Source organism: Streptomyces subrutilus (assembly GCF_001746425.1).
Lineage (GTDB): Bacteria > Actinomycetota > Actinomycetes > Streptomycetales > Streptomycetaceae > Streptomyces > Streptomyces subrutilus_A.
Map to the genome: position 1 here is coordinate 6,367,819 of NZ_MEHK01000001.1, position 20,515 is coordinate 6,388,333.

Annotated in this window: 14 protein-coding genes; 11 read left to right on the forward strand and 3 right to left on the reverse strand. The window is 72.7% G+C overall.

What is annotated here, in order from left to right; translation table 11 throughout:
* The first annotated feature begins 320 nt into the window (after positions 1-320).
* Complete coding sequence (locus tag BGK67_RS29220) at positions 321-581, forward strand: LapA family protein (RefSeq protein ID WP_069922883.1); 261 nt, start codon at positions 321-323, stop codon at positions 579-581.
* A gap of 98 nt (positions 582-679) precedes the next feature.
* Here the strand turns inward: BGK67_RS29220 and BGK67_RS29225 are convergent, their stop codons facing one another.
* Complete coding sequence (locus BGK67_RS29225; protein WP_069924188.1) at positions 680-2,083, reverse strand: UDP-N-acetylmuramoyl-tripeptide--D-alanyl-D-alanine ligase; 1,404 nt, start codon at positions 2,081-2,083, stop codon at positions 680-682.
* A 484-nt stretch (positions 2,084-2,567) separates the two neighbouring features.
* Here BGK67_RS29225 and BGK67_RS29230 point away from each other — a divergent pair, with 484 nt between their 5' ends.
* Positions 2,568-3,650, forward strand: coding sequence for a BTAD domain-containing putative transcriptional regulator (locus BGK67_RS29230; protein ID WP_069922884.1), 1,083 nt, complete (start codon positions 2,568-2,570; stop codon positions 3,648-3,650).
* On the opposite strand, the gene BGK67_RS29235 is transcribed toward BGK67_RS29230, so the two are convergent.
* Complete coding sequence (locus BGK67_RS29235; protein ID WP_069922885.1) at positions 3,651-4,310, reverse strand: cutinase family protein; 660 nt, start codon at positions 4,308-4,310, stop codon at positions 3,651-3,653. It lies immediately after the preceding gene.
* Positions 4,311-4,466: 156 nt separating this feature from the next.
* Between BGK67_RS29235 and BGK67_RS29240 the strand changes: the two genes are divergently transcribed.
* The 6 genes from BGK67_RS29240 to BGK67_RS29265 all read left to right on the forward strand — a co-directional run bounded on the left by BGK67_RS29240 (position 4,467) and on the right by BGK67_RS29265 (position 13,773).
* Positions 4,467-6,131 carry a PLL family lectin gene (locus tag BGK67_RS29240; RefSeq protein WP_069922886.1) on the forward strand — a complete coding sequence of 555 codons (1,665 nt, stop codon included), beginning with the start codon at positions 4,467-4,469 and terminating at the stop codon, positions 6,129-6,131.
* A 292-nt stretch (positions 6,132-6,423) separates the two neighbouring features.
* Positions 6,424-7,416, forward strand: a complete 993-nt coding sequence (locus BGK67_RS29245) for an alpha/beta hydrolase-fold protein (RefSeq protein ID WP_069922887.1) — start codon at positions 6,424-6,426, stop codon at positions 7,414-7,416.
* Between the two features lie 66 nt (positions 7,417-7,482).
* On the forward strand, positions 7,483-8,994 hold the full coding sequence (locus tag BGK67_RS29250) for a DUF8189 domain-containing protein (RefSeq protein WP_069922888.1): 1,512 nt from the start codon (positions 7,483-7,485) through the stop codon (positions 8,992-8,994).
* A 93-nt stretch (positions 8,995-9,087) separates the two neighbouring features.
* Positions 9,088-11,118: a DUF8189 domain-containing protein gene (locus BGK67_RS29255; RefSeq protein WP_069922889.1), complete on the forward strand. Its 2,031-nt coding sequence runs from the start codon at positions 9,088-9,090 to the stop codon at positions 11,116-11,118.
* A 373-nt stretch (positions 11,119-11,491) separates the two neighbouring features.
* Entirely contained in the window at positions 11,492-12,301 is an 810-nt protein-coding gene (locus BGK67_RS29260) for an FHA domain-containing protein (protein ID WP_208948765.1), read from the forward strand.
* On the forward strand, positions 12,298-13,773 hold the full coding sequence (locus BGK67_RS29265; protein ID WP_069922890.1) for a serine/threonine-protein kinase: 1,476 nt from the start codon (positions 12,298-12,300) through the stop codon (positions 13,771-13,773). Before BGK67_RS29260 ends, BGK67_RS29265 begins: the two co-directional genes overlap by 4 nt.
* A 54-nt stretch (positions 13,774-13,827) precedes the next feature.
* On the opposite strand, the gene BGK67_RS29270 is transcribed toward BGK67_RS29265, so the two are convergent.
* Complete coding sequence (locus tag BGK67_RS29270) at positions 13,828-16,374, reverse strand: AMP-binding protein (RefSeq protein WP_244291349.1); 2,547 nt, start codon at positions 16,372-16,374, stop codon at positions 13,828-13,830.
* 253 nt (positions 16,375-16,627) lie between these two features.
* Here BGK67_RS29270 and BGK67_RS29275 point away from each other — a divergent pair, with 253 nt between their 5' ends.
* Genes BGK67_RS29275 through BGK67_RS29285 form a run of 3 tightly spaced genes read left to right on the forward strand, consistent with a single transcriptional unit; the run spans position 16,628 to position 20,307 of the window.
* Positions 16,628-17,647, forward strand: a complete 1,020-nt coding sequence (locus BGK67_RS29275) for an iron ABC transporter substrate-binding protein (RefSeq protein WP_069922892.1) — start codon at positions 16,628-16,630, stop codon at positions 17,645-17,647.
* Between the two features lie 6 nt (positions 17,648-17,653).
* Complete coding sequence (locus BGK67_RS29280; RefSeq protein WP_069922893.1) at positions 17,654-19,243, forward strand: ABC transporter permease; 1,590 nt, start codon at positions 17,654-17,656, stop codon at positions 19,241-19,243.
* Positions 19,240-20,307 (forward strand): ABC transporter ATP-binding protein, encoded by a 1,068-nt coding sequence (locus BGK67_RS29285; protein ID WP_069922894.1) that lies wholly within the window; start codon positions 19,240-19,242, stop codon positions 20,305-20,307. Before BGK67_RS29280 ends, BGK67_RS29285 begins: the two co-directional genes overlap by 4 nt.
* Positions 20,308-20,515 lie beyond the last annotated feature (208 nt).

Here is a 20,515-nt window from a genome sequence, read left to right on the forward strand (position 1 = left end):
GTCCCATGGGTGACGTGTCCACGGGTCGGCCAGCAGGCCGAAAGTCCGGCCGGTGCCGACCGCTTCCCCCGCCGCGTCATCAAGGGCGGCTCGCACCTGTGCGCCCCGAACGACCGCCTGGGCTACCGCCCGCCGCCCGCCAGGGGCAATCGGCAGACAGCGCGACCCGCAATCCTGCCTTTCGCTGCGTGCGTCGCTGATCGCGCCTCGGCGAACGAACCCCGCCCGACTCCGCGCCTACGCTGCCCCGCAGCCCCACACCCCTCCGGGTGTCCGTATCCGGGTCGCCCACCCGGACCAACCCACTGATAATTGACTTCATGACCCAGAGAACCGCAAAAGCGCACGGACCGTCCACCTTGACGGTCAAGGGGCGGGACATGCGGCTGCGCACCATCGGCTTCGTCGTCCTGGCCGGGCTGGCCATCTGGTTCATCGCGGCCAACACCGGATCGGTCACCATCAAGCTCTGGATCCCCACCGTGACGCTCCCCCTGTGGATCGTCCTGACCGTCACTCTGCTCGTCGGCGCTCTTCTGGGCTTGATCATGGCCCGCCGCCGCGCCCGGCGATCGGAATAGAGGCACCACAATCGCCGGGCGCGGGCGGCTAGGCTTGCGTGAAACAGCAGGTCACCTGCCCCTCACGCCTGCCCGGCCCGAGCCTTCTGCCACATCCTTCAGCCCGGTCGGTCAGTGGTGTCGGCCGTGAGGGCCAGCGCGGTGGCCTCGAGGCCGACACTGTGGCTCCCCTTGACCAGGACGATGTCCTCGGCGCCCAGGACGCCCGCGAGGGTGCCGGGGACGCCGTCGCGGTCGGGGGTGCGGATCACCCGCAGGTCCGGATTCTGGCGGCGCGCGGCCTCGGCCAGCGCCTCGGCGTGGTCGCCTCCGACTGCCACCAGGACGCGGACGCCGGAGTCGGCGACGAGCTTGCCGACCTGCCGGTGCCCGTCGAGGGCCTCTTCGCCCAGTTCCTTCATCTCGCCCAGCACCGCGACCGTGCGCCGTCCACCGGCCATCGCCGACAGCGCGGCCAGGGCCACCGCCATCGAATCGGGGTTCGCGTTGAACGCGTCGTTCACGATCTTCATCCCGTCGGGGCGGGTCAAGACCTCCATACGGCCGGTGGTCAAGTTCTTCGCGGCCGACAGCCGCTCGGCCACGGCCCGCAGGCCGGCGCCCAGGCCCAGGGCCACGGCTGCCGCCGCGAGGGCGTTCATGACGTGGTGCCGGCCGTGCAGTCCCAGGCGCACCCCCGCGTGCTCCTCGCCGTGGTGGAGGGTGAAGGAGGGACGGCCCTCGGAGTCGAGCTGCACGTCGTCGGTCCACACGTCCGCGCCCTCACCCCGGCCGAGGCCGAAGCGCAGGACGCGGGCGCGGGTCTTGGCGGCCATGGCCGCGACGAGGGCGTCGTCGGCGTTGAGGACGGCGAGGCCGTCGGCGGGCAGCGCCTGCACGAGTTCGGACTTGGCCTCCGCGATGGCCTCCCGGCCGCCGAATTCTCCGACGTGGGCGGTGCCGACGTTGATGACCAGCCCGACCCTCGGCGGGGCGATGGTCGTCAGGTTCGCGATGTGGCCCCTGCCCCTCGCGCCCATCTCCAGCACCAGGTAACGGGTATCGGGGGCGGCGCGAAGCAGGGTGACGGGCAACCCGATCTCGCCGTTGAACGACCGGTCGGTGACCGAGGTCGGCCCCAGCACGGGAAGGACCTGGGCCAGTAGGTCCTTCGTGGACGTCTTGCCCGCCGAGCCGGTCAGGCCGATCACGAGCGGGTCGGGGAGCTGGGCGAGAGCGTGGCGGCCGAGCGCGGCCAGGGCCTCGATCACGTCCTCCACGACGATCGCCGGGACGCCGACCGGGCGGGCGGCCAGCACCCCGACCGCGCCCGCCGCCACGGTCTGCGCGGCGAAGGCGTGACCGTCTACGCGCTCGCCGGCGAGGGCGGCGAACAGAGTGCCGGGGACGGCTTCACGGGAGTCTGTGACCACCCCGGCCGTCATTCGGGCGGCCCGGTTGGCCACGTCGGCCAGGCGTCCGTTGGTGATCTCTGCGATCTCGCCGAGCGAGAAGGGCAACATGTGCATGACTCCCTTGTACAGCGCTCCCCGGCGGAGGACCGGGAGGTGGGAGAAGTGACAGACCTTGGTCGCGTAGCGCTTGGTCATCAGTTCTGCCCGCAGCCGCCGATGAGGGGGCGGCACCAGAAGCGGTCGGTGCCGCATTGGTGACGGGAGTCGTCCAAGTCGGGCGGTTGTTCGGGCAGGATGACGGGCTGGTCCGCATCTCGGTCACCATCACCGAGACCGGCCGCGCGGCGAGGTCCCGGAGCCGAGGCGGCCGGCGGAGGTGCTCCTCGACAACCGGAGGTGATCGCCGCGCGGACCCATCCGCAAGGTGCGGCCGAGGGCTGTGAGGTCTTGGCGTGCACGGTGGTCCGCCCGGCAGCAGGCGCCTCGGGGGCGTGTCACTCCGGATCGTTCCGGATGCCCTGGTCGGGGCTGCCCGCTCTACCGTGACGACGGCGCCCGCCAGACCGACCTGTCCGGAGCCCGGGGAGCAGCGATGCCGACGACGGCTACGACCGACCGACCGACTGCCGCAGTGCTCGGGCCTCAGGAGCGCGAGTTGCTCTCCGCGATCGGTTGCGGCATGCGGGACGACGAGGTCGCCGCCGCGCTCGCCATCCCCGAGGACGCCGTGGCCCACCGCCTCGCGCGGATCCTCGTGAAGCTCGGACTGCGTGACCGGGCCGCCGCGATCGTCCACGCCTTCGACTGCGGGCTGGCCGTCCCCGGACGCGGCCCCCGTCCACAGCCGGTGCGGACGGTGGCGCGGACCGCCGCCGGCCGGGCGCCCGGACCGAAGGTACGGATCTGCGTGCTCGGTCCCCTGCAGGCGTGGCGGGACGGGCGGACGCTGAACCTGGGTCACCTGCGGCAGCAGGCCGTGCTGGCGGCGCTGGCGCTGTGCGAGGGGCGGCCCCTCAGCCGGCAGGAACTGCTCGACGACGTGTGGGGGACGGAGCCGCCGGCCGCGAACGTGGTCCCGGTGTACATCTACCGGTTGCGCAAGACCCTGCGCACCGGCGACGGTCCGGACTCCGTCATCGGGCACGCCCGGCGGGGCTACCAGCTGGTCCCCGGCGCGGTCGACGTGGACGTGGCACGCATGGAGGAGCTCGTCGCCGACATCGGGACGGCCGAACGGGCGGGCGAGCCGGCCGAGGCGGTCCGCCTGTGCGCCCAAGCCCTGGGGCTGTTCCGCGGGGAGCCCCTGGCCGGGTTACCCGGGCCGCTCGCCGAACTGGAGCGGCTGCGACTCACCGAGCGCAGGATCGTCCTCGTGCAGCGGAAGCTGGACTGGCAGCTGCGGCTGGGCCAGGATGCGGAGGCGATCGCCGAGCTGTTCGCCCTGTCCGCGGCGCACCCCCTGAACGAGCCGTTGGCCGCGATGCTGATGCGGGCGCTGTACCGCAACGGCCGGCAGGCGGACGCGTTGACCGTGTTCGACCGCGCCCGCCGCCGTCTGGCCGACGACCTGGGGGTGGCCCCGAGCCGGATGCTGCGGCTGACTCACCAGATGATCCTTCGCGGTGACGAGGCCGGCCTCGGCCTCGCCCCCTCGGCCGGGCCGGCTCGGCCGTGATTACGCGGGATACCAGGCGCCGTTGTACCACTGCTCGTTGGCGCTGTCGTTGTGGTGATCCATGTTGAAGTCGTGGGGGTAGTTGTTCATGTGGTTCCCCGGGTAGGTCCAGATGCCGGCGGACTCGTCGCAGACGTAGTCCCAGTGGCAGATCGTCTTGACCGGCACGTTGCCGAAGAACCGGTCGGCGCCGGCGAGCGGAGCGCCCACGAAGCCGCCGAAGGGCACGGCCCCGCCATTGGCGCCGGGCGGCCCCTGGCGCTTGGGGTCCGAGATGAGAACGGCGTTGACGTTGCCGAACGTCTGCCAGTTCTCGGTGACCCAGATGTGCACCACCGCGGCGCCCAGGGAATACCCGCCCATTTTGACGTGCTGGTCCGGGCACGCGGCGCGCTGGTCGCGGACCAGCCGGTTCAGCTCGTTCACACCCGCCCGGGCGCTCGCCCCGTTGGGAATCTGGGTGGGGTATCCGACGTGCTGCTGGATGTTGCCGGTGAAGTTGTCGTTGTTCCACGAGCTTCCCGTGCCACCGACGACGATCGTGTAGGTGCCCTCGCACGAAGCGGCCGCCGCGGCCTGCGCGGTGGACCCCTGTGCCAGTGCGATCCCGGCCGTCAGCAGAAGTCCGGCCGAGGCGGCCCCGATCCTTTGTGCTCGCATGCGTTTCCTCCCGTGTGGTCGATACCGGACGACAGTGGCAGCGGCCGATGACATCCCGATGAAATCCCCCTGTTCCATCGGTATTTCATCGCCGCCCTCTACCGTCGGCCGCCGACTGCATTCCGCGGACTTCCCTTCGCGACGGAAAGGCAACCCATGGCAGGAAACGGCTTGTGCCGCGTGCTCACCAGACTGGCCTTCGTGGCCGGCATATGGGCGTTGGTCGTCGGGATGACGGCCTCGGCCGCCCTCGCTCAACGCGGATCCGTTCCGGGCCCGGACGATGAACGGTGGGGAGTAACCCGGTACTTCAGCGGCCCGCAGGGGCTGGCCATTCCGACCGAGCCCTGTGACCCGGCCGGCCCCTCGGCCACCGACGGCATCATGGCCGCCCAGCTCAACCCGCAGCTGAACGGGAAGATGGCCGGCTACCTGGACGCCTACAAGATGTCCTGCGCACGGATGGTCACGCAGGCCGTGAAGGAGCGGGGGCTCAACCCGAGGGCCGCGGCGATCGCCATCGCCACGATCATCGTGGAAACCAGCATGAACAACTACTCCCAGGCCGTTGACCACACCAGCCTCGGCCTGTTCCAGCAGCAGGACTGGTGGGGCAGCCGGGAACAGCGGCTGAACCCGGCCTACGCCACCAACGCCTTCCTCAACGCGATGGAACAGCAGTTTCCGGGCGGCTCGTGGAACAACGAGGAGATCGGCGAGGTGTGCTGGCGTGTGCAGCGGCCGCGTGAGGACTTGAACTACCTGTACGGGGTGCAGGCCGGTGACGCGGTGCTCATCGCCAACGCGCTGTGGTCCGGCATGAGCGGCGGCTCCAAGCACCCGTACGCCCCGGGCCGGGTGGTGTCCGGGAAATCCGCGGACGGGCGGCTGGAGGCTTTTGCCGCCGGCGCCGACGGCGTCTACCACGCCTGGCAGACCGAGGTGAACGGCAACTGGTCCCCGTGGCGGTTCGAGGGGGGTCCGCGCAACGCGCAGTTGGCCGTGGCGGCCAATGCGGACGGCCGGTTGGAGCTGTTCGCGCTGTCGGACAGCACGTTCGACCACATGTGGCAGACCGCGCCCAGTGCGGGATGGTCCACGTGGGCGAACTTCGGCACGGGCGGGTACCGCCTGGCGGCGGGCAACAACGCCGACGGCCGCATCGAGGTGTTCGCTTCGAACGCCGACGGTGTGTTCCACCGCTGGCAGACCTCGCCCAGCGGCGGTTGGGCGAACTGGGACGGCACCGGCGGCGGCCCGGCCAATGCGCGGCTCGCCATGGAGAACGCACCCGATGGGCGACTCGAGGTGTTCGCGCTGTCGGACGCGACGTTCGGGCACCTCTACCAGGCCGGCGTCAATGGCGGCTGGTCCGCTTGGGAGGACTTCGGCGGTGGCGGGCAGGGCCTCGCCGTCAGCTACAACCAGGACGGCAGGCTGGAGGTGTTCGCCTCCAACACCGACGGTGTGTTCCACCGCTGGCAGACCAGCCCGGCCTCGTGGTCGGCGTGGGCGGGTACCGGCGGGGTCTCCAACGCCGAGCTGGCCACGGCGCGGTCGGTCGACGGCCGGGTCGAGGTGTTCGCGATCAACGCGAACACGGCGAGCCACGCCTGGCAGACCGGCCCGAACGCCGCCTACTCGCCGTGGGAGACCTTCGGCACCGGTGGCACCGGGATCAGTGCGGGCAACAACGCCGACGGACGCGTCGAGGTGTTCGGCACCAGTCACCTCGGGGTCTACCACCGGTGGCAGACCGGGTTCGCCACCTGGTCGGACCAATGGACGTGGTTGAACGATTCCGGCCCGCCGATCGGCTAGGACCCGGTTGTCCCGCGGACCGCGCCGGCGGCGGGCGGGACGACGCGGTCGCGACCCGTCGGGCGGCGGCCCCGGTCAGGCCGTCTCTTCCGGATCTTGCCTGACCCGCGCCGCCCGGCAAGATCCGAAAGAGACGTAGCGGCCGCTCCACCACCGGTGACGCCGCCGCCACCCCGGGGCAGGTAGCCGATGTGCTCCCTCCTGTCAGCCCGTAACCTTCCGGGGTCTCCCCGGCCGGTGGCGTTGCTACCTTCCAGATCGCCCGTTGGCACAGACTCCCGACCAGGAGGACATGGTGAGCGCGCAGCACCCCACCCGTAGGAGCATCCTGAAGACCGCCGGCGGCCTCACGGCCGCTCTGGCCCTGGGCAGCGCGGGCGTCCTCGCCGCCGCGTCCACCGCCGCCGCCGTCGGTGACGGCTTCGGCCTGCGCATCGTGGAGCGCGGCGAGGCCGACCACCGCATGTGGTACTACCGGTTCCAGACGAGCGCGATCGGCTGGAACCCGGCCGTCAACGTGCTCCTGCCCGACGACTACCACTGGAGCGGGCGCACCTACCCCGTGGTCTACCTCCTCCACGGAGGCGGACCGGGCCAGGACTTCATCACCTTCGACCGCGAGCGCATCCGCGAGTGGACCGCGGGCAAACCGATCATCGTCGTGATGCCTGACGGCGGACACGCCGGCTGGTACTCGAACCCCGTGAGCTCCAACGCCGGCCCGCGCAACTGGGAGCAGTTCCACATCGACCAGCTGATCCCGTGGATCGACGCGAACTTCCGCACCTACGCGGAGTACGACGGCCGTGCCGTGTCCGGCTTCTCCATGGGCGGTTTCGGCGCGCTGAAGTACGCCGCCAAGTACTGGGGGCACTTCGCCTCCGTGAGCTCCCACTCCGGCCCGGCCAGCCTGCGCCGGGACAGCGGCCTCGTCGTCCACTGGGCCAATGCCACCTCCGGGGTCCTGGACCTGAACGGCGGCACGGTCTACGGGGCGCCGTTCTGGGACGAGGCCCGGGTGAACGCGGACAACCCGGTGCAGCGCATCGAGAGCTACCGCCACAAGCGGGTCTTCCTGGTCGCCGGCACCAGCCCGGACCCGATCAGCTGGTTCGACACGGCCAACGAGACCCAGGTCCTCGCGGGACAGCGGGAGTTCCGCTCCCTCCTCGGCAACGCGGGGATCGCGCACGAATGGCACGAGCTGCCCGGCGGGCACTTCATCCGCCACGACATGCTGCGGCGCGACATCGACGGGATCATCGGCCGGCTCCGCAAGGCGTGACCGGCGCTCCCCGCACCGCACGTCCATCCCACTCACTCACCCCAAGTCTCAGGGGAGGAGCGTCTCGTGCTTCCTGGATCTTCCCGCCGGGCACTGGCCCTTGTTCTCACGGCGGCGGCCGCCCTGCTGCTTCCGGCGCTGGTGCCCGCCGCTCCGGCCGCGGCCCGCACCGCCGGTGCCGCGGCGGCCTGCCCGGCCGCCGGCATGGTGTCCCAGCACTACCACCGCGGCCACAACGGCGTCGACATCGCCAACAGCGTCGGGACGCCGATCCACGCCGTGGGCGACGGCGAGGTGACCATCTCCGGCTACGAGGCCGGCTACGGCCAGTGGATCCGGGTCCTGCATCCGGACGGGCGGATCTCCGAGTACGGGCACATGACCCGCCGGGACGTCTCCGTCGGCGACCGCGTCGTGGCCGGTCAGCAGATCGCCCTGATGGGTTCCGAGGGGAACTCCACCGGCCCCCACCTCCATCTGCGGATCTGGGGGGACCAGTCCGCCTCCTGGGGCATCGACCCAGAGATCCACCTCGCGGAGCGCGGCGTGGTGCTGCCCTGCACTCCGGGAACCGGTCCGCGGCCCCAGCCGCTGGTCCACCCGGCGGAGTCGGGCCGGGTCGTGTCGGCGCGGTCGGCGGACGGGCGTCTCGAGGTGTTCGCCGCCGGGGCCGACGGCATCCACCACGCCTGGCAGCAGGAGGCCAACGGCAACTGGTCGGCCTGGGAGCCCCTCGGCGGGCCCGGCAACGCCGAACTCGCCATCGCGCCCAACGCCGACGGCCGACTGGAACTGTTCGCCCTGAGCGGGAACACCTTCCAGCACCGCTGGCAACTGGCCCCGTCCGGGGGCTGGTCGAACTGGGAGGGCTTCGGCGAGGGCGGCCGCGACATCGCGGCCGGTGTCAACGCGGACGGCCGCATCGAGGTCTACGCGTCCGGCCCGGTCGGCCTCTTCCACCGCTACCAAGCCGCCCCGAACGGCGGCTGGTCGAACTGGGAGCCCACGGGTGGCGGCCCCGCCGACAGCCGCGTGGAGATGGAGAAGTCGCCCGACGGCCGCCTGGAGGTCTTCGCCCTCAACGGCAGCACCTTCCAGCACCAGTACCAGAGTGCCCCCAACGGCGCCTGGTCCCCGTGGGAGACCTTCGGCGGCGGCGGCCACGACCTGACCGTCGACCACAACGCCGACGGCCGCCTGGAGGTCTTCGCCTCCGGCCCGGTCGGCGTGTTCCACCGGTACCAGACCGGCCCCGCCGACTGGTCCGGCTGGGAGCCCACCGGCGGTCCCGCCGACTCCCAGCTCACCAGCGAACGCACCCCCGACGGCCGCGTGGAAGTCTTCGCCATGAACGGCAGCACCGCCATGCACAGCTGGCAGACCGCCGCCAACGCCCCCTTCAGCGACTGGGCCCCCTTCGGCACCGGCGGCACCGAGGTCACTGCCGCCGCCAACGCCGACGGCCGCATCGAGATCTTCGGTACCAACCACACCGGCACCTACCACAAATGGCAGACCGGCTTCGCCACCTGGTCGGAATGGACCTGGCTCAACGGAGCTCCCGGCCCGGCCCGGTAACGACCCGTCTCGCCCGTCCCGCACACGACCCGCGGCCGGCCCTGCCCCGTACGGCACGGCCGGCCGCGCGGGCCTTCCGGAAGGACCGGACCCATGCTTCCGATCAGCAGGCGGAGCCTGTTGCGCAGTGCGGCCGCGGCGGGCGCGCTGCCGTTCCTGGGCGCCGGCACGGACGCCGCCGCGGCCTCCGGGGACGTCCCGCCCCCTCGCCGGGTGGGCGCGGGACCCTTCGCGTACGTCTACGATCCGTCCACCTCCGCCGGCCCGCGCTATCTCAACGACCACACGCTGGTGAAGGCGCGGGGCCGCTGGCACCTGTTCGCCATCGTCGGGCGGAGCGCACCGCGCGGCGAATCCCCGGACAGCGGGGCGGAGACCACCTTCGCCCACGCCTCGGCACCGAGCCCGCACGGTCCGTGGACCACGCACGCCGACGCGCTCACCGTGGACCCGTCCTATTTCGGTGAGGAACACCTGTGGGCGCCCCACGTCGTCGAGGCCGACGGCAGGTTCTGGATGTTCTACGCCGGAGGCGGCGAGAACGGCGCCGCGATCAGCCTCGCCACGTCCACCGACCTGTTCACCTGGACCCGCGAACCGGACGGCCCCCTGTTCCGGGGGCTCGCGGCGCGGGACCCGATGGTGCTGCGGGCCGGCGGCGAGTGGGTCATGTACTACACCGAACTCTCGGGCCCGGGCGGCCGCCACGTCGTGGCCTTCCGGCGCTCCGCCGACCTGCTGCACTGGAGCGAGCCGGGCGTCGCCTTCACCGACGCGAGCACGGACGCGACCGTCTCGGTCACCGAGTCGCCGTACGTCGTCGAACGGGACGGCTGGTACTACCTGTTCATCGGGCCGCGGGGCGGCTACGAGGGCACCGACGTGCTGGCCTCGCGGGACCCGTTCCACTTCGAACTCGCCGGATACGCGGGGCACGTGCCGGGCCACGCCGTCGAGGTGGTGGCCGACGGGGAGGCCTGGTACGCCAGCGCCGCGGGCTGGTTCCGCAACGGGCTGTACGTGGCCCCCCTGGACTGGCGGGACACGCCACCGCCGTGGCAGAGCCCCGACAACCCGGTGGCCGGCCTGGACGCGGACGACCACCTGACACTGTTCGCACTCGACGCCGCCGACCGCTCGATTCTGCGGTGCGTCCAGCTCGACCCGTCCGCCGGCACCTGGTCGCGATGGGAACCCTTCGGGGGGCCGGCCGGTGCGGTTCCCACCCTGGGCCGCAACGCCGACGGCAGGCTGGAGGTGTTCTCGCTCGCCCCGAACGGGGCCAATCTGCACCACCGGGTGCAGCGGCCGGACGGCGGCTGGCAGGACTGGGAGGAGTTCGGCGGCCCGGCCGGCGCCGCACCTGCCGTCGGCCTCGACGCCGACGGCAGGCTGGAGGCGTTCGCCCTCGGCCCCGGCGGCGCCTCCGTCGCGCGGCGACGGCAGAGGTCACCCGGGTCGCCGGCCTGGGACCCGTGGGAGCCCGGCTTCGGCGGGGCGGCGGGCGCGCCGCCGGCGGTCGCGGCCAATGCCGACGGCCGGCTGGAGGTGTTCGCGCTCTCGCCCGGCGGGGCCGGGATCTTCCACCGCTGGCAGGAGGCCCCCGGCGGCCCCTGGGCCGCGGCATGGCACCGGTTCGGCACCGCGGCCGGCGCCGCACCCCGGGTGGCCCGGGACGGCAGCGGCCGACTCACCGTCGCCGCGATCGGGCCGTCAGGCCTGGGCACCTTCACCCGGCGGCAGACCGTGCCGAGCGGCGGCTGGGGCGAGTGGTCGGGGCTGTTCGGCTGGAGCGCGGGCCCCCCGGCGTTCGCCGCCCACGCGGACGGCCGGCTGGAGGCGTTCTCCCTGTCGCCCGGCGGCGCACGACTGGGCCACCGCCGGCAGGCCGCTCCGGGCGGGGACTGGCATCCCGGCGGCGAGTTCGGCGAGCCCGGCATCAGGCTGGCCGCCACGCCGACGGCCGCCCTTGACTCCACCGGGCGGATGCACGTCTTCGCCGTCACCGTCGCGGGCGGGCTACGGACCCGCGTCCAGCAGCGGCCGGGCGGCGGGTGGCAGGCGTGGACGGCCTTCGGTGATCGCGCGGTCGCGCCCCTCGTGTCGGGCAGCCCCGCTCCCTGAGAGGAAGGTGCGGATCCCGCCACGTGAACCGGGCCATGGGTGTCTGGCCCGCGCCGCAGACCTCCCCCGATCCCGGTTCCGCCCCTCCACGCGCAGTGACCTTCCCCACCTTGCGCGGCCCGGAAGGAAGCGTCCGTACCCGGCACAGGAGGACGGCTCCCGCGCCTCAGGCGTGAGAGTTCCGGGCGTACGGCCGGGCAGAGCCGACGGCCGGCCCCGCATCGCCGCCCCCGTCGCGCGGTCGCGGCGGCCCGGGGCGGCCCGCCCCCGCGGGCCGTCCGGCGAAGTGGCCAAAGTACGCCGGTGAACTCCCCTGACCATTGCGTATCGTTCCGCTCGTCCGGCAAGTACGACGTGTGGAACGGGGGGAGCCGTGAGCGGCGTAGTCGTGCATCTGCCGCAGGGAAGCGGTGGCGCCGACGGCGGCGAACCGCACGGGGACGCGGTGACGTTGCGGCTCGGTCCCGGCGAGGTCGCCCGCTTCGGCCGGGGTTCCGCGGCGGTCCCCGTCGAGCTGCGCCTCGCCGACCCCGCGATCTCCCGGCTCGCCGGGGAGATCCGGGTGACCGACGACCACTGGCAGCTGACGAACCACAGCAGCACCCACAGCTATCTGGTGGAGAACCCGGAGGGAGCAGGGGAATACCTGAGGGTTTCGCCGCGACGGGTCGGCGCGCCCATCCCGTTCGAGTTCTCCCGCGTGGTGCTGCCCACCCGGGGCGACGTCCCCGTCTCCTTCCAGGTGTTCGCCCCCGACCACATCTACCTGGACCCGGACGCCATGGGCGTCCCGTGGGGGAACCGCACCGTCACCGCGTACTCCCTGGACGAGACGGCCACGTACTTCCTCGTCCTCGTCGCGCTCTGCGAGCCCCGCCTGCGCGACCAGTCCCGCGTCGCGGTCCCCACCACCCCCCAGATCGTCGAGCGGCTCAGGGGCCACGCCACCTGCGGCACTCTGACCGCGCGGGCGGTCAGCTCGCACATCGACTACCTCTCCGAGGAGAAACTGCGCATCAGCCTCCCGGACGCCCACGACCCCGGCAAGGGCGACCGCCGCAACGGCAAGCGGGAGGAGATCGTCGGGCTCGCGCTGCGGTTCGGACTCGTACGGGAAGAGCACCTCGGGCTGCTGCCGCCCCTGACGGGGGCGGGCGGTCGCGAGCGGCAGGCCGCACCATGACGTTGCGGCACGGCCTGGGAGGCACCACGGAATGCGACCGGACCGACGTGCTCCCACCCGGCTACCAGGTGGGCGACTGGGAGGTCACCCAACTGATCGGGTCCGGAGGCTGGTCCACGGTCTACGCGGCGCGGCCGGCGGGCCGGCGCCCGGGCCGCGGCGATGCCCCTGCGGGCCGGCCTCCCGGCCCCACCGAAGTCGCGCTCAAGATCATGCCGACCGCCGGGCTCGCGCCGCGGCAGGCGCGCAGGATCGTGGAATCAGCCGGCCGCGAGGTCGAGCTCGGGCGCAGGGCCGCGCATCCCAGGCTGATCGGCCTCCTGGAGTCGTTCGTCCTCGCCGCGCCCGACCGGCCCGCCCTGGAAGGCGCGATCGTCCTGGTCATGGAACGGGCCTGCGGCAGTCTGCGGGAACTCCTCGACGCGGGCGTGCCCGAGGCCGAGCGCGGCCGGCTGATCGCGGGAATCTGTGAGGGCCTCGCCCATCTCCATCGGTCGGGCTGGGTCCACGCGGACCTCAAACCGGAGAACGTCCTCCTGGGCAGGGACCGCTCCGTGAAGCTCTCGGACTTCGGCCTGGCCACCGAGCTGACGGGGACGCACGGGTACGCGCCGCCCCTGGGCACCCTGGACTACCTCCCGCCCGAGCGCTGGCGGGCGCCCCTCGGCGAACTCGGCGTGCGGGTCCGGCCGACCGCCGACATCTGGGCCCTGGGCATCGTCATCCACGAGGTGTTCGCGGCGGGCGGTTCGCCGTTTTCGGGCGCCACGCCCCTGGCGCGGGGCGCCGCGGTCCAGGAGTACGGCGAGGGCCGGGCCCCCCTGCGCATGGACCACGCCGTGCCGCCGTTCTGGCGCGCGCTGGCCGCCGACTGCCTCGCCCCCACCCACGCGGCGCGCGCCTCGCACACCGCCGAGAGCCTGCTCGCCCGCATCGCCGCCCAGCAGCAAGCTCCCGGGGCCGGGGCCGGGGCCGGGGCCGGGGCCGGGGCCGGGGCTGGGGCGGGGCGGCTGCGGAGCCGGGCCCGCGCCGCCGTCCTCGCCGCCGCGCTGTGCGGGATGGCCGGCGCGACCCTGTGCTCGGACGTCGTACGGGTGAACCCGTCCGCACCGCCCGGCCCCGCGGGCGTGACGGCGGCCGGCACGGTCCGGGTGTTCAACGCGGAGCGGAGCTGCCGGGAGCGGAGCGACCGGGAACCGCGGTGCAGTCTGGGCCTGGCGATCGATCCGATGCGGCCCTACACCGCGGACAACGTCGTACCGGCCAGGGTCTGGCACGGCGACGTCCTCGCCGCCGACTGCCAGTTGCCCGACGGGCGGCCCATCATCGACGAGGAGGACCGGCTGTCCACCCGCTGGTACCGCGTCCCGCTCCCGCCCGGCTCCATGCCCCCCGAGGCCTGGCTGCCCGCCGTACGCACCAAGGAACGGCCGGCGCTGCCGAAATGCCCGCGCCCCGCCGCCGCGCGCTGACGCCGGGCGCCGCACGGGGTGCGCAAGGGCGCGCAAGAGCGCGGCAGCGGACGGTCACGCACCGCCGCGCCGCGGCCACCGCAGCGTTCTCATCAGGCGGTTGGCGGCCGCGGCGTAGGCCACGCCGAAGACGAGAGAGGCGAGGAACGCCAGATGCCGGGAGAACCCCTCGACGAGGGGGAAGATCTGCCAGTGGGTCAGGTAGATGTAGAGCGAGCTCGTCGCCAGGAGACCGGCCAGCTGGTTGACGCGCTCCCGGCCGGGCAGGGTGGGGACCCACACGAGGAGGGTGAAGGCGGCGATGACGATCGCCTCCCGGCCGGGGTCGCCGGGGAAGAACCCGGGCACCGTTGCCACCGCCGCGGCGGTGACCACCAGCCGCCGGCGCGCAGTGGTGGCCTTCGCGGCCGCCCAGCCCAGTGCGAACAGCCAGAAGACCGTGATCGCGTCCGGGATCCGGGTACGGTCCGGGAGGCCGAGGAGGTCGTAGCGGGTGAGCAGGCCCACGGCCGCGATCACCAGGGGCAGGGCGTACGGGAAACGGCGCTCGGCCCTGTCCACCGCGGGGACGCTCAGCACGGCGACGGCGGCCACCAGGATGTAGACCAGGGCCTCGACGAACCAGAACTGCATGCCCGTCTTGCTGTCCTCGGGGCCGAGGACGCTGTCGAGCAGGGCGAGGTTGGCCAGGGTGTAGTCGTCGTTGAGGAGCAGCATGAGGCCGATCCAAGCCATGCTCGGCACCGCGATGCGGGCGATGCTGGTCCCGATCCGGCGTATGCGCTCGCGACGTTCGGCGCCGGTCAGGTGGAAGCGCGCGAAGTTGAACCCCGCGAGCGCGAGCAGCAGGTGTGCCCCGCCCTTGATGCCGAACACGTGGATGTGGGAACCGACGATGCAGAAGATCGCCATGGCACGCAGGGCGACGCCGGTCTCCAGGGCGCGGCGGTGCGAGGGGAGTCCCCGCTCGGGCGGCCTCAGGTCCCGGAGCGGCGTCGTGTGCCAGTCGGCCGGCAGATGGCCCAGCCGCTCCTCGAGGTGGAGCGACATCTCGACGTACGACAGCGAGTCGCCCCCGAGGCTGACGAAGGAGCTGTCCCGCGTCACCTCCGCCAGGGGCTTGTCCAGGATCGCCGCGTAGAGGGTGCGCAGGTCTTCGGGGTCCGCACCCCGGCCGGGCCCGGCCCGGGACACACCCTCCTCGGAGGCCGCGCCCTCGCAGCCCGCACTCCCGGCGGCCGGACGGCACCGTTCGCGGACCGCCTGGTAGTCGGGCTTGCCGGTGACAAGGCGGGGAAGGTCGGGCAGTACCGCGACCCGTACCGCGCGCGCCGGCAGGCCGCACGCCTCGGTCACCAGCCTGCGGATCCGCGGGGCGTCGGAGGCGTGCGTACCGGTGGCGGCGACGGCGAGGACCTCGTCGTCACCCGCGCACAGGGCGGTGACGCCGTGCCGTGCGAGCATCGCCTCGACCTGCGCGGGGTCGATGCGCAGGCCGAGGATCTTCACGAAGCGGCTGCGGCGGCCGACGATCTCGTAGAGCCCGTCGGCGGTGAGCCGCGCGATGTCGCCGGTGTGCAGCTCCGCCGTGGTCCGGCCCAGCGCGAGGTCCTGCGGGGTGTGCGCGTAGCCGAGCATGACGTTGGGACCCGCGTACACCAGCTCGCCGGTGTCCTCCTCCGGCCAGTCCGCCAGCGGGTGGAGCCGGAACGAGCCGCCGGGGACGGCGATGCCGGCCGCTTCGGGGTGGGTCTCGGCGAGGGCCGGGGGCAGGTAGGCCATGCGGGCGGTCGCCTCGGTCTGGCCGTACATCACGAACAGCTCCCAGCCCGCGGCGCGGCCCAGCGCGGCGTACCGCCTGACCCGGTCGGGAGTCAGCCGTCCGCCCGCCTGGGTCACGTAGCGCAGGTGGGGCAGTTCCATCGAGGCGAAGCCGACCCGGTCGAGCAGGTCGAAGGTGTACGGGACGCCCGCGAAGGTCGTACCGCGGCCGGTGCGGAACAGTTCCCAGAAGCAGGTGTCGGCGACCGAGAGGTCGGTGAGGATCAGCCCGGCGCCGCTCAGCAGGTGGCTGTGGATGACGGAGAGGCCGTAGCAGTAGTGCGGGGGAAGGGTGGTCGCGGCCCGGTCCGTGTCCCGTATGTCCAGGTACTGCGCGATCGACTCGGCATTGGACTGCAGGTTCTCGTGTGACAGCCGGACGAGTTTGGGCGAGCCGGTGGAGCCGGAGGTGCTCAGCAGCAGTGCGAGGTCCGGGTGCAGGCTGTGGGCGGAGACCGGGCGCCGCTCGTCGAGCACCCACCGTCCGCCGTCCGGGTGGGCCACGACGTCCGGGTCGTACGCCTCGATCAGCGACTGCAGAGCCTCGGGGTTGGCGCCGGGCACGAGCAGCACGGGATGCCCCGCCGCGAGCGCCGCGAGGTGGACCACCAGCGCGTCGACGGTGTTGGCGCCGCACAGCAGGATCAGCCGGCGCTCCCGGCCGAGGCGGCGCGCCGTCGCGTCCACGCGCGCGGCGAGCTCGCGGTAGGTCACCGAGCCGTCGGCCGTGATGAAGGCGGTGCGGTCGCCGTGGACGCCGAGGGAATGGGCGAACGGCACGGATGCGGTACCTGGGAGGAGGGCGGAAGGGGGCGTCACGTGGGAATCTTAGGAATGCCTTACCTCATTGGATAGTCACGGAAAAGTCACATTCGACCCGTTGAAGATCCATTGTGGGCACACCTGTAGGGTCGGCTCCGCCGCCCTTTCCGCGCGGTGCAAACGTTGTGTGCGTCACTCTTGACCTTTAGGTTAGCTTTACCTTACTCATGGGGCGTAAAAGTTCTCCGCCGCACATGCAGGAAGGCTTGCCATGCGACGCCCCTCTGTCCGACGTCTGACCGCGCTCTTCGCGGCAGCGCTGCTCATCCCCGCTGTCGCCGGCTGCGGCGTCGACGAGGACGATGCGGGGCTCGTCATCTACTCGGGCCGCAACGAGAAGCTGGTCAAGCCGCTCCTGGACGAACTGGAGAAGGCCGTCGGCACCACGGTCGCCGTCCGCTACGGCGAGAGCGCCGAGCTCGCGGCCCAGATCCAGGAAGAGGGCGCGAAGACCAAGGCCGGCCTGTTCTTCTCCCAGGACGCCGGAGCCCTCGGCGCCCTGTCCACCAAGGGCCTGCTGGAAAAGCTGCCCCAGGAGTCGCTCGACAAGGTCGACCCGGCGTTTCGCGGCGGCGCGGGCGACTGGGTGGGCACCTCGGGGCGCGTGCGCGTCCTCGCGTACAACCCCGGCCAGGTCACCAAGGTCCCCGACAGCGTGCACGACCTGGTGAAGCCGGAATGGAAGGGCAAGATCGGCTACGTCCCGACCAACGCCTCCTTCCAGGCCTTCGTGACCGGCATGCGCGTCCTCGAGGGCGACGACGCCGCCCGCGCCTGGCTGGGGGGCCTGAAGGCCAACGAGCCGAAGGTCTACGACAACAACCTGAAGGTCCTCGAAGGCGTCGGAAAGGGCGAGGTCTCGCTCGGCCTCGTCAACCACTACTACTGGTACGAGCAGGTCGCCGAAAAGGGCGAGGCCAAGGTCAAGTCGAAGATCCACTTCCTGCCGGGCGGAGACCCGGGCGCACTCGTCAACGTGGCTGGAGTCGGCCTGGTCAAGGGCGGTTCCCAAACGCCGGCAGCCCAGAAGGCCGTCGATTTCCTGCTGTCCGAAAAGGCGCAGAAGTACTTCGCCGACGACACCAAGGAATACCCCCTGGCAGCCGGCGTCACCAGCACGGTCAAGAACCTGCCGCCGCTGGCCTCCCTCGACGCTCCGAAGATCGACCTCGGCAAGCTCGAATCCCTTCAGGAGACCCTGAAGATGCTGCAGGACGCCGGGATGGTCTGAGCCATCATGTCCTCCACGGATCCCGTCCCGCGGACGGATCCGGCCGCCCGCCCGACCGGTGTCTCCACGCCGGCCGGGCGGCTGCGCGCCGGAGCCCGCCCGCCGGCCGTCCTGCTGATCCCCGCGGCCGTCGCCGCGGCCTTCGCGCTGCTGCCTCTGGGCTACCTCGCGGTCCGCTCCCTGGAGCGCGGCCCCGCCTTCGCCTGGGACGTCATCGCCAACGAGCGCACCGCCCAACTGCTCGCCCGCAGCCTGACCCTCGCCGCGGTGGTCGTGACGGCCTGTCTGCTGCTGGGCATCTCGCTGGCCTGGCTGACCGTACGGACCGCGCTGCCCGGCGCCCGCGCCTGGTCGGTGCTGGTGACCCTGCCGCTGGCCGTGCCCAGCTACGTCGCCGCCTTCGCCTGGCTGTCCGCCTTCCCCGACCTCGTCGGCTTCTCCGGGGCGGCGCTGGCCCTGACCCTGGTGAGCTTCCCGTACGTCTACCTGCCCGTCACGGCCGTGCTGCGCGGCGCCGACCCGGCACAGGAGGAGGTCTCGCGCTCGCTCGGCCACGGGCCGCTGAAGACCTTCCTGCGCGTCACGCTGCCCCAGGTGCGCCCCGCGGCCGCGGGCGGCTCCGTACTGGTCGCGCTGTACGTGTTCTCCGACTTCGGAGCCGTCTCCCTGATGCGGTACGACACGTTCACCCGCGGCATCTACACCTCCTACCGCGCGAGCTTCGACCGCACCCCGGCCGCCGCGCTGAGCGTCGTCCTGGTGGTGATGACCGTCCTGCTCGTCGCCGCCGAGGCGCGCACCCGCGGCCGCGCGGGCCACGCCAGGACGGGAGCCGGCACCGCACGCCCCGCCGTTCCCGCGCCGCTCGGCCGGTGGCGGACACCCGCCCTGGCGTGGTGTACGGCGGTCACCGCCGTCGCCGTCCTCACCCCGCTCGGCACCCTCGGGTACTGGCTCGCCGTGGGCAACTCCGCTACCTGGGATCCGGCCGGGCTCCTCGACACCGCCGGTACCACCCTCGCCGTCGCCGCCTCCGGCGCCGCCCTCACCACGCTCCTCGCGCTGCCCGTCGGGGTGATCGCCGCCCGCCACCACGGCCGCACCGCACACCTCCTCGAACAGTCCGCCTACGCCGGGCACGCCCTGCCCGGCATCACCGTCGCGCTGTCCCTGGTCTTCTTCGCGGTCCGCTACGCCGAGCCGCTCTACCAGGAACTCCCGCTGCTGGTCTGCGCGTACGCGGTGCTCTTCCTGCCCGTGGCGGTGGGCGCCACCCGCGCCGCCGTCCTCCAGTCCCCGCCGGTCCTGGAGGAAGTGGCCCGCTCGCTCGGCCGCTCCCCGCTGAGGGTGCTGCGCGAGGTGACCGTGCCGCTGGCGGCCCCCGGCGTGGCCGCCGGAGCCGCCCTGACCTTCGTCGTGTGCATGAAGGAACTACCGGCGACCCTCCTGCTGCGCCCCACCGGCATGGACACGCTGGCCACCCGGCTCTGGACGGAGACGGGAACCGGGTCCTTCGCCGCCGCGGCACCCTACGCCGCAGCGCTGATCCTGCTGGCCGCCGTGCCCTCGTACCTCCTCGGAAGGCACCGCACATGACCGACTTGAAGATCAAGGGACTCACCAAGGCCTACGGGGCCGGCGCCACCGTCCTCGACGGGCTCGACCTCACGGTCCCCGGCGGCGCGCTGACGGCCGTCCTGGGCCCCTCCGGCTGCGGCAAGACCACACTGCTGCGCATCATCGCCGGATTCCTGCGCGCCGACGCGGGCAGCGTCACCATCGGCGGCCGCACCCTTGCCGGCCCCGGCGTCCACCTGCCGCCCGAACGGCGGCGCATCGGCATCGTCCCCCAGGAAGGCGCGCTGTTCCCGCATCTCGACGTGGGGCGCAACATCGCCTTCGGCCTGACCGGCCTGGACGGGGCCGCGCGCAAGGCCCGCGTCGGGGAGATGCTCGACCTGGTCGGGCTCGCGGGTTACGGCGACCGGATGCCGCACGAACTCTCCGGCGGCCAGCAGCAGCGCGTCGCCCTCGCCCGCGCCCTGGCCCCGAGGCCGCAGCTCGTGCTGCTCGACGAGCCGTTCAACGCCCTGGACAGCGCCCTGCGCACGGGCGTACGGGCCGACGTACGGGCTGCCTTGCGCGCCACCGGCGCGACCGCCGTCATGGTCACCCACGACCAGCAGGAAGCGCTGTCCACCGCGGACCTCGTCGCGGTGGTCCGGGACGGGCGCGTCGCCCAGTGCGCCAGCCCCCAGGAGGTCTACCACCGCCCCGCCGACCCATGGGTGGCCGCCTTCGTCGGAGACGCCGTCATGGTGTCCGGCACCGCGGAGCAGGGCACGGCGGCCACCGCGCTCGGCCCCGTCAAGCTGACGGACAGCAGGCCGGCCGGGCGGGGCGCGGGCCTGGTGCTGCTACGGCCCGAGCAGCTCCGGCTGAGCGACGCCGGCTCGGCGGTGGCCCAGGGCACCGTGACCGACGTCCGTTTCTACGGCCACGACGCCATGGTCACCGTCGCCGTCGACGGACTGGACGAACCGGTCGACGTCCGCGTCCCGGGCCGGGCGCCCGTGGCCCCCGGCGGGCGCATCGGGATCCAGGTCACGGGCGACGCGACCCTGCATCCCGTCCCCGTCCCGGACGGTGCTCAGGTGTAACGGCCTGGTTGAGCAGGCGGGCCTCCTCGCGACTCGGGGAAGGGCGGGGCGTGCGAACAGCGTGAGTCATGTGGCGCGTCGAAAGGGCGTGGGCTACAAGCTGTGAACCAGTGGGAGCGCTCCCACTGTGCGGATGCCGGCGCAACGCGTCAAGACGCGCGAAGAAACGAAGCCGTACCCTGGCGAATTTCGACACCTCCCTTTCGCG